This window comes from Enterococcus sp. B2E4 (assembly GCF_030499455.1).
In the GTDB taxonomy this organism is placed as follows: domain Bacteria; phylum Bacillota; class Bacilli; order Lactobacillales; family Enterococcaceae; genus Enterococcus_D; species Enterococcus_D casseliflavus.
In genome coordinates, this window is sequence record NZ_JAUKPK010000011.1 from 156,121 (window position 1) to 172,384 (window position 16,264).

General features: G+C 38.7%; 17 protein-coding genes. 15 read left to right on the forward strand and 2 right to left on the reverse strand.

The genetic code is table 11. From position 1 onward, the window contains the following. The first annotated feature begins 7 nt into the window (after window positions 1–7). The 11 genes from Q1X33_RS08830 (at window position 8) to Q1X33_RS08880 (ending at window position 11,472) form a co-directional block, all read left to right on the forward strand. Window positions 8–976 (forward strand): glycosyltransferase, encoded by a 969-nt coding sequence (locus Q1X33_RS08830; RefSeq protein WP_241761036.1) that lies wholly within the window; start codon window positions 8–10, stop codon window positions 974–976. After that, window positions 977–2,398 carry a lipopolysaccharide biosynthesis protein gene (locus tag Q1X33_RS08835; RefSeq protein ID WP_005229550.1) on the forward strand — a complete coding sequence of 474 codons (1,422 nt, stop codon included), beginning with the start codon at window positions 977–979 and terminating at the stop codon, window positions 2,396–2,398. Between the two features lie 76 nt (window positions 2,399–2,474). Next, entirely contained in the window at window positions 2,475–4,802 is a 2,328-nt protein-coding gene (locus Q1X33_RS08840) for an N-acetylmuramoyl-L-alanine amidase (RefSeq protein ID WP_301969632.1), read from the forward strand. A 111-nt stretch (window positions 4,803–4,913) separates the two neighbouring features. Beyond that, window positions 4,914–6,230, forward strand: a complete 1,317-nt coding sequence (gene mltG / locus Q1X33_RS08845; RefSeq protein ID WP_080542677.1) for an endolytic transglycosylase MltG — start codon at window positions 4,914–4,916, stop codon at window positions 6,228–6,230. 115 nt (window positions 6,231–6,345) lie between these two features. Beyond that, window positions 6,346–6,825, forward strand: coding sequence for a transcription elongation factor GreA (greA, locus tag Q1X33_RS08850; RefSeq protein ID WP_005229556.1), 480 nt, complete (start codon window positions 6,346–6,348; stop codon window positions 6,823–6,825). A gap of 152 nt (window positions 6,826–6,977) precedes the next feature. Then, on the forward strand, window positions 6,978–7,709 hold the full coding sequence (gene liaF / locus Q1X33_RS08855) for a cell wall-active antibiotics response protein LiaF (protein ID WP_005229558.1): 732 nt from the start codon (window positions 6,978–6,980) through the stop codon (window positions 7,707–7,709). Further along, the gene (locus Q1X33_RS08860) at window positions 7,706–8,773 is read left to right on the forward strand and encodes a sensor histidine kinase (protein WP_005229561.1); all 1,068 of its coding nucleotides are present in this window, start codon (window positions 7,706–7,708) and stop codon (window positions 8,771–8,773) included. The genes liaF and Q1X33_RS08860 overlap by 4 nt, the downstream gene beginning before the upstream one ends. A gap of 3 nt (window positions 8,774–8,776) precedes the next feature. Beyond that, the gene (locus Q1X33_RS08865; protein WP_005229563.1) at window positions 8,777–9,406 is read left to right on the forward strand and encodes a response regulator transcription factor; all 630 of its coding nucleotides are present in this window, start codon (window positions 8,777–8,779) and stop codon (window positions 9,404–9,406) included. Between the two features lie 86 nt (window positions 9,407–9,492). Then, a complete protein-coding gene (locus Q1X33_RS08870; RefSeq protein WP_005229566.1) occupies window positions 9,493–10,158 on the forward strand; it encodes a TrkA family potassium uptake protein in 666 nt (221 codons plus the stop codon). An 11-nt stretch (window positions 10,159–10,169) separates the two neighbouring features. Then, a complete protein-coding gene (locus Q1X33_RS08875; protein WP_005229567.1) occupies window positions 10,170–10,469 on the forward strand; it encodes a HesB/YadR/YfhF family protein in 300 nt (99 codons plus the stop codon). 58 nt (window positions 10,470–10,527) lie between these two features. Next, the gene (locus tag Q1X33_RS08880) at window positions 10,528–11,472 is read left to right on the forward strand and encodes a glycosyltransferase family 2 protein (protein WP_005229569.1); all 945 of its coding nucleotides are present in this window, start codon (window positions 10,528–10,530) and stop codon (window positions 11,470–11,472) included. A 64-nt stretch (window positions 11,473–11,536) separates the two neighbouring features. Here the strand turns inward: Q1X33_RS08880 and Q1X33_RS08885 are convergent, their stop codons facing one another. Both Q1X33_RS08885 and Q1X33_RS08890 read right to left on the reverse strand, forming a co-directional pair. After that, entirely contained in the window at window positions 11,537–12,532 is a 996-nt protein-coding gene (locus Q1X33_RS08885) for a phosphoglycerate dehydrogenase (RefSeq protein WP_301969639.1), read from the reverse strand. A 26-nt stretch (window positions 12,533–12,558) separates the two neighbouring features. After that, the gene (locus Q1X33_RS08890; RefSeq protein ID WP_005229572.1) at window positions 12,559–13,368 is read right to left on the reverse strand and encodes a DUF1189 family protein; all 810 of its coding nucleotides are present in this window, start codon (window positions 13,366–13,368) and stop codon (window positions 12,559–12,561) included. A 132-nt stretch (window positions 13,369–13,500) separates the two neighbouring features. Here Q1X33_RS08890 and Q1X33_RS08895 point away from each other — a divergent pair, with 132 nt between their 5' ends. The 4 genes from Q1X33_RS08895 (at window position 13,501) to Q1X33_RS08910 (ending at window position 16,248) form a co-directional block, all read left to right on the forward strand. Next, on the forward strand, window positions 13,501–13,944 hold the full coding sequence (locus Q1X33_RS08895; RefSeq protein WP_005229573.1) for a GtrA family protein: 444 nt from the start codon (window positions 13,501–13,503) through the stop codon (window positions 13,942–13,944). 76 nt (window positions 13,945–14,020) lie between these two features. Further along, the gene (locus Q1X33_RS08900; protein ID WP_005229576.1) at window positions 14,021–14,626 is read left to right on the forward strand and encodes a superoxide dismutase; all 606 of its coding nucleotides are present in this window, start codon (window positions 14,021–14,023) and stop codon (window positions 14,624–14,626) included. Window positions 14,627–14,767: 141 nt separating this feature from the next. After that, window positions 14,768–14,968 (forward strand): cold-shock protein, encoded by a 201-nt coding sequence (locus tag Q1X33_RS08905; protein WP_005229578.1) that lies wholly within the window; start codon window positions 14,768–14,770, stop codon window positions 14,966–14,968. Window positions 14,969–15,222: 254 nt separating this feature from the next. Then, a complete protein-coding gene (locus tag Q1X33_RS08910) occupies window positions 15,223–16,248 on the forward strand; it encodes an LCP family protein (protein WP_118215613.1) in 1,026 nt (341 codons plus the stop codon). The last annotated feature ends 16 nt before the right edge of the window (window positions 16,249–16,264 follow it).

Consider the following 16,264-nt stretch of genomic DNA (forward strand, 5'->3'; position numbering starts at 1 on the left):
AAAGAAAATGGGAAAAATGTATTTTCGCAAGAATATTAAAACATCGTATAGTAGCTTAGGAAGTAGGATCAGTGAAATGAAGAAAACAATAGGAATCTTAATTCTAAATTATTTAGCTTTTCAAGATACAATTGAATGTGTGGAATCTTTAATGAATCAAACCTTTAAAAAGATAGATATCCTAATCGTAGATAATGATTCACCAAACGATTCATTTAAACGTTTATCAGATAACTTTGAAGATTCAGAGCAGGTTACAGTTGTAAAGATGAAAGAAAATCTTGGTTTTGCAAGAGGAAATAATTTTGGTCTATCACTTTTTAGAAAGAAAGGAATTGAAAGAGTCCTGGTTATAAATGGTGACACTCTCCTTGAAGATAGAACTTATTTAGAAAAACTAGCTTCAATATCGTACAATGAGGATATTGGCATGATTGGTACAAAAATTATCACCAGAGACGGAAAGAACCAAAATACGCTAAATGTCAATCTAAAAAAGAAAGCGGATTTGGTTTTCCATAGAATGATATTGTTATTGTTGGAAAGTTCATTGCGTTTAAATATCTATCCGCACCTTAAGAAATTGATGACGCTTCGGGACAACGCGTATCAATCAGTTTCTTTTTCGGTAGAAACCCAGGAAATACTAGATCCTTACGAGAAGACACTGCATGGTGCGGCAATCTTTTTTACGGAAAATTATTTGAGATATTATATTGGATTTTATCCGGAAACATTTCTTTATAATGAAGAAGATTATTTGGCAATCCTTTGTCAGCGGCTTGGATACAAACAACTGTATATACCATCGTTGAGCATTTACCATAAAGAAGATGCTTCGAGCGACCTATTATATAATGACAATCTGAAGAAGTCATATCTTTTTAAGTTGAAAAATGTAAAAAAGAACTTATCATTAATGAGCGGATTTTTTTCGTTATCAAATGAAGACTTAAAGAGAAGGATGAGTATTTAGATGAGAAATGCTTTTAGATCAGGTATGATTTTTACAGCAATCGGACAGTATAGCAATGTTTTGATCCAATTGCTGATAAACGTTGTACTGTCAAGATTAATACCAGTTGAAGAATTTGGGGTGGTAGCGAATGTTCAAGTTTTCCTAGTATTTTTCCAAATGTTTGTGACAGCTGGCCTAGGTCCGGCAATCATTCAGAACAAAGAGATGAAGGAAGAAGATTATGGCATAGTTTTTAACTATACAGTTCTGTTTGCGTTTCTGTTAGCTGTCGGTTTTGGGTTGTTCGGCCATTTTGTTGCGATTATCTATAATAATTCTATCTATAAATCGCTATTTTGGTTTATGTCGATCATTGTATTCTCAGAAGGAATGAACGTTGTACCAACGGCAATTTTAAATAAAGAATTGAGATTTCGAACCCTTAATTTGAGGCTCTTGTTCTGTAATCTTTTTGGTGCAATCTTTGGTATTGCCTCAGCTTTTGCTGGCTTTGGCGTTTATGCATTGATTTTAAGTGCCGCTATTCCTGCAATTGCTACGCTGTTTGCTAATTTTGCTGTAGTTAAGATCAAGTACACAAAAAGTTTAGACCCGCAACCTTTTAAAGTACTATGGTCATTCGCAAAAAACCAATTAGGTTTTACAATATTAAATTATTTTTCCCGTAATTCAGATAATTTACTAATTGGACGATTTTTAGGTCCCGTGCCCTTAGCAAATTATCAAAAGAGTTATCAAATGATTACTATGCCCAATACGGTATTTTTAGGTATTATTTCCCCAGTTCTGCAACCTGTTTTGTCACACCATCAAGATGATGTGAAGTTGATACGAGAAACGTTTTTAAAAATTGTCCATGTCCTAGGATTAATCGCATTTCCATTAACTATTTTTATGGTAATGAATGCTGAGGAAATAATCCTATTTCTCTTTGGTTCTCGCTGGTATGCCGCTGTCGTTCCTTTTTCAATATTGGCATTTAGTATATGGGCGCAGATGCTTACTTCTGCAACTGGAAGCATATTTATGGCAAGAAACCATTCAAAAACATTATTGAAAACGGGAATGATTTCAACTTTTTTGATTCTTAGTTTAACATTGGTTGGAATCAATTTCTCGAAGATAACTTATGTGGCTGCCTTTGTTTGTGCAGCGTATATCTTAAATTTTTTCACCTCCTACTGGATTTTAATGACAAAAGTCTTAGAAGGAAAACTTTCAGATGTTTTGAAGCAGCTGATCAGCCCAGTATGTATCAGTGTCGTTTTAGCAGCTGCTCTCTTTTTGTTCGATCATCTCATCACGATCGACACGAACTATTTCGTCTTACTGGTAATCAAAGGTATTTTATGGTTAATTCTATTGATTTCATGTTTGTTGATTACAGGGGAAGTCAAAAAAATAAAATCTGTCTTTTAGATTTGCTATACTCAAGAAAATCTTATGGTATTCAAATAAAAAATCGCATCTAATTAAAAAGGAGTGAGTAATTCATATGAAAAAAAGGTTGGCTAATTTCTTTCTGGTTCTAGTAATCCTTACGAGCAGTTTCAGTCCAATCATTGGACTTGCTGAAACGAACGTTGTAGGACAAGAAATGACAAGTAACGCTTCAGAGAGTTTGACAAATGAGCAAACCAGCAGTACTGATTCAAATTATCAAAGCGAATCTACAGAAACGACGGAAATGTCGGATAGTACTTCTACAACAAATAGTGAAAGTACAAGTTCAACTTCAGTAAGTGACTCAAGTACGCAAGATATAACAGAATCATCTTCAAGTACGTTTGATTCTACGACAGAGCAGACGACGTCTTCTTCCAGTGAAGAGGATGATATTGAATTAAAATCCGCAAAAGGTTTACCCAACTTGAAACTAATGGTACATATACAAACAGATGGGGAAACACAAGTACCACCAGCTAGTAATGTTACTGGTGGTACAGTTGGACAGGCGAAGCGCTTGGAGGGAATGTCGCTCGCTATTGATCCAGACAGCACAGAACTGAAAGGTAGTATCGTTTATTCCACGCATGTTCAAACTTATGGCTGGGATTTAGGCGAAAAAAGAGATGGCGAATTTTCTGGAACGATTGGTGAAGCTAAGCGCCTTGAGGCAGTCAAAATTAATTTGACCGATGAGTTAGCGGAGGACTATGATATTTATTACCGCGTCCATTCACAAACGTTTGGTTGGCTTGGATGGGCGAAAAACGGGAATGAAGCGGGTACTTCTGGATTTGCTAAAAGACTAGAATCTATCCAAATTCAGCTAGTGGAAAAAGGTAGTCCAGCACCCGGGAGCACTGATAAACCTTATGTTTCAACTGACAATGTAACCCAACCTTCGCTTCATTTATCTTCGCATGTTCAAACTTACGGATGGCAAGACTCCCAATCGAGCGGTCTTGTTTCTGGAGGTGTTACTGGAGAAGCAAAGAGACTAGAAGCGATTCAGCTTCGTTTAGATAATAATATTTATGATGGAGATATCGAATACCGTGCACATGTTCAGAGTTATGGTTGGCAATCCTACCAAACGAATGGTGCAATTGCAGGTACAACAAATGAAGCTAAACGGATAGAAGCGATTCAGATCCGCTTGACAGGAACCTTGTCTCAATTATTTGATGTCTATTATCGGTTTCACATTCAATCGTTTGGCTGGTTAGGGTGGGCGAAAAACGATCAAATGTCGGGAAGTGTCGCGCTCTCACGAAGAGTAGAAGCAATTGAAGTTCAACTTGTGCAAAAAGGAACGGCGCCGCCAGGAGATAGTACGATGCCGTTTATCTCCTACGAAACAATTGAAACACCAAGTATTCATTTGAGTGCACATGTTCAGACTTTTGGATGGTCGACGACGATTAATCCGGGCCAAGCGAGTATTGGAACAGTTGGTCAGGCAAAACGACTGGAAGCAATCCAGCTAAGTTTAGAAAACTCACCAGTTACAGGTGGAATAGAATATCGTACGCATGTCCAAACCTATGGTTGGCAAGGGTATCAATCTAATGGGAGTACAGCCGGTACAACAGGTGAGGCGAAACGGATCGAAGCACTCCAAATTCGACTGACCGGCAATATCTCATTGCTTTATGATATTTATTATCGAGTGCATTCCCAGACTTATGGTTGGCTTGATTGGGCTCGAAATGATCAGCGGGCTGGAACGAGTTCGTTAGCAAAACGTGTTGAGTCTCTCGAAATAAAACTTGTGCCTAAAAATCAACCGGCACCAGGATCGACAACCAAACCGTATATCGAAATGCAAGAGTTTCTATTTGTAATGGGACACGGAGGGATTGACCCGGGAGCAGTGGGAAGCGGGACAAATGAGCGAGACTTTACAAGAAATGAATTGCTTCCATATTTGCGGAAGTATGCCAATCAATTGAAAGAAAGCAGAATTAATTTTTATGATGTGTCACGCGATATGTTTACTGACACTCGAAACGGACAAGGAGCACACCTTGTAAGTAATGCAATCACTTCAGTTACAGAATTTCATCTAGATAGCGGAGGTATCGGAGCTTCTGGGGGGCACGTCATAGTGAGACCAGGGGGATCCAATTCAGTTAATATCGGGCTAGCGAATACCATTCGGACCTATGTCGGCTGGCATCCTTCATTTGTTAATTCGAATGGGTTGAGTTTTAGACAAGACTTATTGAATTTAAATATTTTCAGATCTAGAGGGATTGAGTATCGCTTAATGGAACTTGGCTTTATCTCCAATCCTTCAGATGTTGCGAGAATAAGAAACAATTTGGATAATATCGCAAAAAACATTGTGCAAAACGTGACCGGTGAAAAATTATAAAAGTTTTAAATGAGCAGAATGCTTAAGTAAAAAAAAGAATGTCATTTCTTTCTGATGAGTTTTCATGTATAATGATACAAGTCAAAAAGAAGAAATTAAGGAGGAGTTGTTTTGTCTAAACAACATCCAGAAGATTCTTTTAAAGAGAAAGTTATGGAGTCTTTAAAAGAATCAAGTTCAAAAAAAGAATCGATATCTGAACACAGCTTCTTGGATGACGATTCTGTGGGATCTCGTAGTAATCATCTAAATAAGAGTAAACATATAGAAGAGAAACAAAATCATTCTGCTTCTTCAGAAAGTTTGCAAGAAACTGTTTCTGAAAAAAACCAACGCAGATTGCAGCGCAGCAAGGAAGACAAAATAGTTAATAAAATCGTGTTGATTGTTGTTCTTGTTTTCTTAGTAATCGGCGGAATATTAGGTTTCTCAGCTTATCGATATGTTACTTCAAGTTTGCAGCCATTAGATCCCGATGATACTGAGAAGGTGACGATTGTTATTCCAAGCGGTTCTTCGAATAAAGCAATTGGTGAGATCTTAGAGGATGAGAACATTATCAAAAGTGGAATGATTTTTAATTATTACACAAAATTTAATAATCTGACGGGCTTTCAAGCAGGAACATATCATTTTTCACCAAATATGACACTGGAAGCGATAAGTGAGCAGTTGCAAAATGGCGAAGGCTCGGTCACCTCTGATGCAAAAGTGACGATTCCAGAAGGATTTGATGTTGATCAAATCGGTGATGCTCTAGCGGAAGCAACGAATATCTCGAAAGACGATTTCTTAGCTTTGATGGAAAGTGACGAGTTCTTTGAAAAAATGAAAGAAACCTATCCTGAGCTTTTAGCAAGTGCCGGCGATGCGCAAGGTGTGCGTTACCGACTAGAAGGATACTTGTTCCCAGCAACTTACGACTACTATACAGGGAATACCCTAGAAGAAGTCGTTACCCAAATGGTGGATAAATCAAATTCAGTCTTGTCAAAATATTTCGATCAAATCGCTCAAAAAGAAATGACGGTTCAAGAAGTCCTTACTTTGGCATCACTTGTTGAAAAAGAGGGCAGTAAGCTAGAAGATCGTAAAAATATCGCACAGGTATTCTTCAATCGTTTAGCGATTGATATGCCGCTGCAATCGGATATTTCGATTCTATACGCGTTAGGTGAGCACAAAGAGCTAGTTACTTATGAGGACACTCAAGTTGACTCTCCTTTTAATCTTTATGTGCATACCGGATATGGACCAGGACCATTCAATAATCCAAGTGAAGAAGCGATCCAAGCGGTCTTAGATCCAACACCGAACAACTACTATTATTTCGTTGCTGATATTCATACCCAAGAAGTGTACTTTGCGGAAACCTATGAACAGCATATGCAATTAGTGGAACAATATGTAAACAATACCTCAAATTAAATTTTCATAGGTTTATAGTTTACATTTAAAAAAAAGCATGGTAATCTTTTGTGGACTCATCGCAAAAGATTACCTTTTGCGATTTATTAGAAGTTACTAAAAGGAGAAAAGAACTATGGTAGAAAAAGTTTACCCAATGACACTTGAAGGAAAAGAAAAGCTAGAACAAGAATTAGAAGAATTGAAAACGGTAAAACGCGGCGAAATCATTGAACGTATCAAGGTAGCCCGCAGTTTTGGCGATTTATCCGAAAACTCAGAGTATGAGTCTGCTAAAGATGAACAAGCGTTTGTCGAAGGCCGAATCACTACTTTAGAAAATATGATTCGTTTTGCAGAGATCATTGATAATGAGGGTGTAGACTCTGATGAAGTTTCCATCGGAAAAACAGTGATTTTTGTTGAGTTGCCTGATGGTGACGAAGAAGAGTACATGATCGTCGGTAGTGCTGAAGCAGATCCGTTTTCTGGTAAAATTTCCAATGATTCACCAATCGCTCGTGCCTTGATTGGCAAAAAAGTCAATGATGAAGTGACGATTTCAACGCCAGGCGGAGATATGCAAGTAAGAATCACAGAAGTAAAGAAAAGCTAATTGCTTGATCACTCGATCAATCTAGTTGACCCTGTTGTTCATTCTCCTTTAGGGAATTTGATCAAACAGGGTCTTTTTTCGGACCAGCGACGGATGGACAAACCATTTTTTTCAGGTATGATAGAGTAGAATTACTAGGAGGAGGAGCTTGAATGAAAAGTCCTTGGCGTTTTTTCTTTATTGTTGAAGCGCTCTTACTGCTTTTTGCGGTATGGCAAATTTTATCTAATCCGCCATTATTATTTTTATTAATACTTGGTGTGACGTGCTTGGTTCTTGTGAACCGAAGTGAGCGCAAGAGCAATTTTAAAAATTTCTTGATGGTCTCAAGTTCCATTGCTATTTTGATCAGTTTGTTAAATAGTCCAGCACTGTGGCTGATGCTGATTTTTGCGATTTTATTTATTGGTTTAAAAGGAGTCGAGATTACCGGAATCGACTTAACTAAAAATTCATTCTGGCGAAAAAAACAAATGATTATCGTTGAAACTGAAGAACCCAAAGCTGATCATCCACTGAAACAAAAGCAGCAATGGTTAGGCAATGAACGGATCGGCAGTCAAGTCTATGAATGGGACGATATCAATCTAGATATCTTGACGGGAGACACTTTTATCGATCTAGGCAACACTTTATTGCCTAAAAAAGAAAACGTCGTGATCGTACGAAAAGGCTTTGGCAGAACTCGTATTTTAGTGCCTGCTGGCGTAGCAATCAAATTAGAGCACAGTACTTTTATTGGCTCCGTTATCTTTGAAGGCGAAGAAACGAGCTTGAAAAATGAAAAAGTGACGATCTACAGCCCGGATTATGGCGAAAATAGTCGGCGTTTGAAAATCTTGACGAATACCCTTGTTGGTGATGTTGAGGTGATTCGGGTATGATCGGGAAATTTTCAAGAGGCATGATCGCTTTTTATGCAGGATTAGCAAGTTTTTTCACCATGATTTTGATGCTGTTTTCCTATTTGTATGCCAGTGGGAAAAATAATTGGCTGATAGAAGTCTTTCAAATCAAGCTCTTCTTTATCCCAATCGTCTTTCACTTACTTGTAATATCTGCATTGATTGCGTTAGCTGTCTTTTTACTGATTTCTTTTTTTCGCAACCGTCAATACGGACCGGTGGAAGAAAAGTTAAGACTGTTAGCCAGCGGCTATATCGATAGCCCTTTATTGGAAACAAAAATCCCCCATGCGTCTGAAAACCATTTGATTGCGAATGTGGATCGTGATATTGCCAGTATCCAATCGAAGATGAAACAGATGTCGATGGAATTACAGCAATTGAATGCGAAACCGCAGTTTGTTGATGGTCAGACGAAAGAAGAGATTTTAGAAGCAGAAAGGCAGCGTCTGGCTCGTGAATTGCACGACTCTGTTTCTCAACAGCTGTTTGCCGCCATGATGATGATGTCTGCACTAAATGAGCAAGCGATTCGAACAGATGCGCCAGAAAGCCAAAAGAAACAGTTAGCTATGGTCACAGACATTATCAATGCTTCGCAATCTGAAATGCGGGCGCTCTTGCTTCATCTACGACCTGTTACTTTGGAAGGGAAGAGTCTAAAGCAAGGAATCGAGCAATTGTTAAAAGAATTAGAGACCAAAATCAAAATTCTATTGACTTGGGATATTGAAGACTTTACGATGCCTAGTTCGATTGAAGATCAACTCTTTCGTGTGATCCAAGAACTCTTATCTAATACACTGCGTCACGCCAAGGCCAATGAGTTGGAAGTTTACTTGCATCGCATTGATAATAACGTGTTGTTGCGGGTGATCGATGACGGTGTTGGCTTTGATCCACAAGATCAAAAGGCCGGCAGCTATGGCTTGATGAATATCCGAGAACGGGTAAGTGCCGTTGGCGGAACGTTGAAAATTATTAGTTTTAAAAATCAAGGAACCAGTATTGAAATTAAAGTTCCACTGTTGAAGGAGGCATAAGGTATGATTAAAGTGTTGTTAGTTGATGACCATGAAATGGTTCGTCTGGGGGTTTCTTCTTATTTATCGATTCAAGACGATATAGAAGTAATTGGGGAAGCGGAAAATGGTCGAGTCGGGTATGAAAAGGCATTGGAATTACGTCCAGATGTGATTTTGATGGATTTGGTGATGGATGAAATGGATGGGATCGAATCTACGAAATTGATTTTAAATGATTGGCCCGAAGCAAAAATCATTATTGTCACTAGTTTTATTGATGACGAAAAAGTCTATCCTGCTATTGAAGCGGGTGCGGCAGGTTACCTGTTAAAGACGTCTACTGCTCATGAGATTGCGGAAGCCATTCGTGCAACCCAGCGAGGAGAGCGGGTCTTAGAACCCGAAGTCACCACGAAAATGATGGATCGTTTGACGAATCGGACACCGATCCTACATGAAGATTTGACCAATCGGGAACAAGAAGTGTTACTGTTGATCGCCGAAGGAAAGAGCAACCAAGAGATTGCGGATGCACTCTTCATTACGCTGAAAACAGTGAAGACACATGTGTCAAATATCTTATCAAAATTAGAAGTAGAAGATCGTACACAAGCTACGATATATGCTTTTAAACATGGTTTGATAAAATAAAGTCTTAATAATCATACCTCCTCATGGCAAGCAGAGGAGGTTTTTGTTATACTAAATTATGATCTGGTAAAAAAGGAGCGTTTGTGGTGAAGCAAAATTATGCAATAATCGGTCTGGGCCGTTTTGGTGGCAGTATTTGTCGCACGTTGATTGAATCTGGACAAGAAGTACTGGCGATCGATAGCAACGAAGATCGTGTCAATGAGTACATGAATATCGCCACCCATGCGGTGGTCGGCAACGCACAAGATGAGATGACGTTACGCTCATTGGGTATCCGTAACTTTGACCATGTCATTGTTGCGATTGGTGAGGATATTCAAGCTAGTATTTTGGTGACCTTGATGGTCAAAGAAATGGGTGTTCCTAATATCTTAGCGAAAGCCCAAAACGAATACCATGCCCGTGTACTGGAAAAACTCGGCGCAGACCGTGTCGTTCATCCCGAACGTGACATGGGGATTCGCATCGCCCATAATCTAGTTTCCAAAAATATCTTAGATTATATTGAACTATCTGATGAATTTTCTCTAGCAGAGATTCGTGTGTCCAATCCACGTTTTTTCAATAAATCCCTGATTGAACTGAATTTTCGACAAAAGTATGGTCTGACAGTCGTTGCGATTCGTCGGGGACCAGGACAAGTGATCGTTTCGCCAGATGCAGAGGCGATCGTGCGTGAAAACGACAATTTACTCGTGATCGGCAATACAGATGATGTAGATATACTTGATGAACATATGAATGATTAGGAGTGAAGAAAATGAACTTAACAATAAGTCCTGAAGCAATGCAATGGTTTAAAAAAGAATTGGTGGTAGACCAAGGAAGCGGGATTCGTTTTTTCGGGAAAATTTATGGCAAAACACAAGTGCATGACGGATTTTCCGTGGGAATGTCAGTCGATAAACCAGAACGTCCGATCGTCGAACAAACCATTGATGGCTTGCTTTTTTTTATTGATGAAGCAGACGAATGGTTTTTCAAAGGCTATGATCTAACTGTGGACTATGATGAAACGTTAGATGAACCGAAATATGATTTTAGTGAAGATAAAAAATAATATGAGTTTGGTCAAATGATGACCGATGTAACTCGATTGGCTCTAGGAGATGAAACCGATGTTATCAATTGTTGTACCTTGTTTTAATGAAGAGGCAAGCTTGCCGATATTCTTTGAAGAAACAGAAAAAGTGAAGAAACACTTAAATATGCCTTTTGAATATATTTTTGTTAATGACGGATCTTCAGATCAAACCCTGTCTGTTTTAAGAGACTTGTATCGTACACACCCTGAAAGTGTTCGCTATCTATCTTTTTCGAGAAACTTTGGCAAAGAAGCTGCTCTATATGCAGGATTGCAAGCTGCTAAGGGCGATTTTGTCACTGTGATGGACGCAGACCTGCAAGATCCGCCGACTTTACTGCCGGAAATGTTTGCGATGCTAGAAGCAAAACCGGAACTTGATTGTATAGGGACAAGACGGGCGGATCGCAAAGGAGAACCAAAGATCCGCAGTTTTTTCTCAGATGCCTTCTACAATATTATCAATAAGATTGCCGATACTGAAATGGTAAACGGTGCGCGAGATTTTCGCTTGATGCGCCGCAATATGGTTGATGCAGTTTTACAGCTGTCAGAGTACAATCGCTTTTCAAAAGGGATCTTCAGCTGGGTTGGGTTTGACACTGAATACATCGCCTATGAGAATCGAGAAAGAGTAGCGGGTGAGACGTCCTGGTCATTCTGGAAGCTATTCCAATATTCGATCGATGGCATCGTCAACTTTTCAGATACGCCTTTGAATATCGCCTCGTTTATTGGTGCGCTCTCCTGTTTTGGCTCTCTGATTGCTTTGATCTTTATTGTGATAAGAACCTTTATTTTTGGTGATCCAACAACAGGTTGGCCTTCAATGGTCAGTATCTTCTTATTTGTTGGTGGATTGCAATTGCTTTGTTTAGGGATCATCGGCAAGTATATCGGAAAAATTTTCTTAGAGACTAAAAATAGACCTTTGTACTTTTTGAAAGAAACCGAAAAAGACCAAGAAAAACAACGATAAAATAAAAGTGTACATTCTGAGGGGGTTGCCCCCAACTGTACACTTTTTTTGTGGAAAGAGTTTGTTAGTATCCCTTATCCAAGTTTATCTCATTTTTAACAAGTTCTTGTCTCGTTAAAAATTGTTGGAAATTCGCTAAGAAAATATCCATAAATGCCTTTTGAAAATGGGGCGTGTGTCCTGAGATATGAGGAGTAATCAACAGGTTTTCGGTATGCCATAGCGGATCATTTTCTGGTAGAGGTTCCTCTTCAAAAACATCTAGTGCGGCAAATGCCAGCTGCTTTTTCTCTAATGCCTTTGTTAATGCGGCAGTATCCACGCTAGGACCGCGACCGACATTATAAAATGAAGCGGAAGGCTTCATTTGTGCAAAAAAGGCTTCATCATACAAATGTGTGGTTTCTTCTGTCAGTGGAAGAATATTGATGATGCAATCGGCGGTTTTTGCGCAAGCGTGTAAGTCAGATAACGCAAACGTTTTTTCAAAATTCGCCACCTCATGGCCGCTTGTATTAATGCCGATCGGATGTACACCAAAAAAGGTTAATGCTTGGGCTAATCTTTGGCCGATTTGTCCCGTACCAACGATCAAAATCTCTTGATCAGATAGCTTTGCATAAGGAATCGTATCCGGTGCCCATTGCTGTTTTCTTTGTTGTTGGATTGCTTGGAAAATCCCGCGGTTTTCCATAAAGAGCAAAGCCAATAAATGGTCTGTAATCGATTCTGCGTGGATGCCTCTGCCATTTGATAAGAGAACGTCGTATTTTGCAAACTCTTTTAATGGCAAGGTGTCCACACCAGCCGAAATCGCTTGGACCCATTTCAAATTTGTTTTTTCGGTTAACAGGTGTTCGTTCCATGTTGGTTTCCAACCGATAGTGATTTCTACTTGTGACCAATCAATTGCTTGGTCCTTTGAGTACACGAGAAATTGATAGTCTTTTTCCATTTGTTCCACATACGTGTCGCGAAAGTTGCGAGTGGCTAAGATTATTTTTTTCATTGCCAAGCCTCCTTGTATCTTAAGTGTAGCAAAGAATGAGAAAAAAGCCATGTTCAATGAATTGAACATGGCATAGATCATTTTTTTAATTGTATTTTTGGTGAATCTTTGACACCTTGTGTAAATAAGAATAGGGAACCAAACAAAATAAAGGTGGTAGCATCAAAGGAAGGTAGCGCTAGTTGTACAATAACACTAATGAGTGTAGGCAATGCAGCACAGACAATGAGAATCTTTAAATTTTCGAAAAAGGTATAAGAGAATAGCTTCAATTTCGTATAGATCGTTGCAATAAAGGTTCCCATGATCAAGGTGATCAGTAAGCTGACAAACGTGGGATATAAGGCGACAAAAAAGACAATGATTTTTATCAGCCATGGGATCGCTTGGTTGGATAAGGTTTCTCGAATCGCCTGACCGTTAAGATTACGCAGTGCTGGTTCACTATAATCAAACTCTAATTGGTTTGAATCGAACATAGACGTTGAGAAACCAGAAGAAGGGATACGAATGACCAGCTGATCTTTTAACAAACCTACTGCGATCACCGAGCCGGTGACATCAGATGCAATATCTGCTGGTGTACGATTGCCATCAGGATCAAAAGTAAAGATGATCGAATCGGTTTGATAGATGAACCCTTGCGTATTGGGAGCGACAGAAAGCTGTCCATTTTCGATCGTAAAATCAGGAATCGTTTCTCCGATTTTTTGTCCATCTGCTTGCACATCACGAAAGACGTCTAAGACATTGATGGTAACTGGCAAAGCCATCATCACGGCTGCACCTAATAGAAAAACGATCACTTTGGAAAACTCTGCTTTTTTGACGAATTTTAGCTCTGGTATTCGAAAAAAAGCAATTTTAAATAGTTGGACGATAGTCATTTGCTGATAAACTCCTTTGTGGTATAACTAGAGTAATTGTAACGAAGGGTTCTTAGGATTACAAGGAATTCACAAAAAAAGAGCCAAATATCTATTGAATAAGTAAATAACGTAATGAAAGTAGGCATATGTATGCAAAAGTTTATTGAATACAAACAAATCTTACAACAAAAAAAACTGTGGGAGCCACTCACGTATTTATTTTTTGGTGGTTTGACCACCGTAGTCAATATTGTCGTCTATCTTATTTTTCGTGAAGGGTTTGGTTTTTATTATCAAACAGCGAATGTGATTTCTTGGATCGCTTCTGTTTTATTCGCTTACTTTACAAATAAGTTATGGGTCTTTGAAGCAAAAACAAAAACGAAGCAAGAGTCTTGGGCGGCATTTGGAAAGTTCATTTTTTTTCGCGTTATATCATTAGGCTTGGACATGCTCTGTATGTATTTCTTAATCTCAGTTTTAGCTACCGGAGATCTTGTTGCCAAGCTGGTCACCCAAGTCGTTGTTGTTTTGGCAAATTATGTGTTTAGTAAATTTTTGATTTTCAATACGAAAAAAAGTGAGAAAAAGTAAGCATATTTTTTGAACAAAGTCTGATAGTCTGATAATGTTACTTATGTAAACATTATCATTGAGGAGGATTTTTTTTATGACTTACACATTACCAGATTTACCTTACGCATACGATGCATTGGAACCATATATTGATGAAGAAACGATGCATTTGCATCATGATAAACACCACAACACTTATGTAACAAACTTAAATGCAGCGATTGAAAAACATCCTGAATTAGGTGAAAAAACAGTTGAAGAATTATTAGCAGACTTTTCTTCTGTACCTGAAGATATTCAAACAGCGGTTCGCAACAATGGCGGCGGCCATGCTAACCACACGTTCTTCTGGGAAATCTTAGGCCCAAATGCCGGTGGCGAACCTACTGGGGCAATCAAAGAGGCAATTGAAGAAACTTTTGGCAGCTTTGAAGACTTTAAAGAAGAATTTAAAACTGCTGCAACTGGACGTTTTGGTTCAGGTTGGGCATGGTTAGTTGTTAAAGACGGTAAACTAGCAATCACTTCAACCGCGAATCAAGATTCACCATTGATGGATGGTCAAACACCTGTATTAGGTTTAGATGTTTGGGAACATGCGTATTACTTAAAATACAAAAATGTTCGTCCAGATTACATCAATGCTTTCTGGAGTGTTGTTAACTGGGACAAAGTAAACGAATATTTCGCAAAAGCTTAAACAAACTATTAGGAAGAAGCCTGACTAAGGGCTTCTTTTTTGTGGATAGAAAGAAATTTCGTTATTGCTAACGCTTACATAATCCGCTATAATGAAATCGACGGAATCGTCGGATTATAATTATTGGAGGCTTTACACACTATGGAACATGGGAAAGTAAAATGGTTCAACAACGAAAAAGGGTTTGGTTTTATTACAGTTGACGGTGGCGATGATGTATTTGTTCACTTCTCTGCCATTCAAGGAGATGGGTTCAAATCGCTTGAAGAAGGACAAGAAGTTGAATTTACGATCGTTGAAGGTGCCCGCGGACCGCAGGCAGCGGAAGTAACCAAAGTCTAAATACTTAATTACAGAATCGACTGAAAACCTTGCAGCTAAGCAAGGTTTTTTTCGTCCTAGCTAGTTTCTGGCAAAACCATTAAGGAAAAGAATGAGAAAATTATTTCTTTCCTTCAAGTGAGGGATCCTTTCGTTTTGTTTCATTTACATTACATTTTTATTAAAACAAAAGTTTTATAACAAATGAGATTGCTGTATGATATAAATTGTGCGAAAATTTAGTCGATTGTTATTTTTATAGGACGAGGTGCAAGATGCGAAAATATCAAAGAATAGTAATAGGAACATTAGGGATTTTAGTCCTGGGAATTATCGGATTAACTGTGTACGGCTTGCAAGTTTATAAAGATACAAGTTCAACTTTTGAACATATTTCTAAACCAGTAGATCGAAAAACAAAAAGGCGTTCAGAAACTGTCAACATTGAAAAAAGAGAGCCTTTTTCCATCTTGTTACTAGGAATTGATACCGGAGCTTTAGGAAGGACTGAGCAAGGCCGTTCAGACAGCATGATGGTTGTTACAGTAAATCCAGAAAAAAAGCAATCTACGATTGTTAGCTTGGATAGGGATATATTTACTCAAATCGTCGGGTATGGAACGCTAGACAAGTTAAATCACGCATATGCTTTTGGCGGAGAAGCCATGGCAATGGATTCTGTGGAAAATCTTTTGGATATACCGATTGATCATTATGTGACAATCAACATGCAAGGCCTGAGAGATTTGATTGATGCAGTTGGGGGGATCAAAGTAACGAATGATATCGACTTTACGCTAGAGGGGGTTCATGTTCCAAAAGGAAAAATCACTTTAAATGGGAAAACTGGTCTAGCTTATGCACGCATGCGTAAAGAAGACCCAGAGGGAGATATTGGTCGGCAGAAAAGACAACGTGAGGTCGTAACAAAAATTCTAAAAAAAGTAATGAGTTTGGATGGAGTCAATAATTATCAGAAAATATTAAAAGCAGTTGAGAAAAATTCAAAGACGGATCTGACATGGGACGATATGCTGGATATCGGAAAAAACTATTTACCGGCTTTTACGACGATTCATCAAGAGCAGCTGCAAGGGGAAGGGCAAATGTTGAATGATGTCTACTATCAGCTTTTAGGGGTCAATCAGCTCTTACACATGCAAAATACACTCAGAGAACAACTGGCCCTCCCTCCAAACAATCAGCTTTCACAAGGAGATGAACATACGCAAGGCTACGTGAACTATCAGTTCTATGATGACAGTGCAGTGTTTTCCGATGGTGAGGATGCGAGTGAATAAAACCACATAGCTGTCT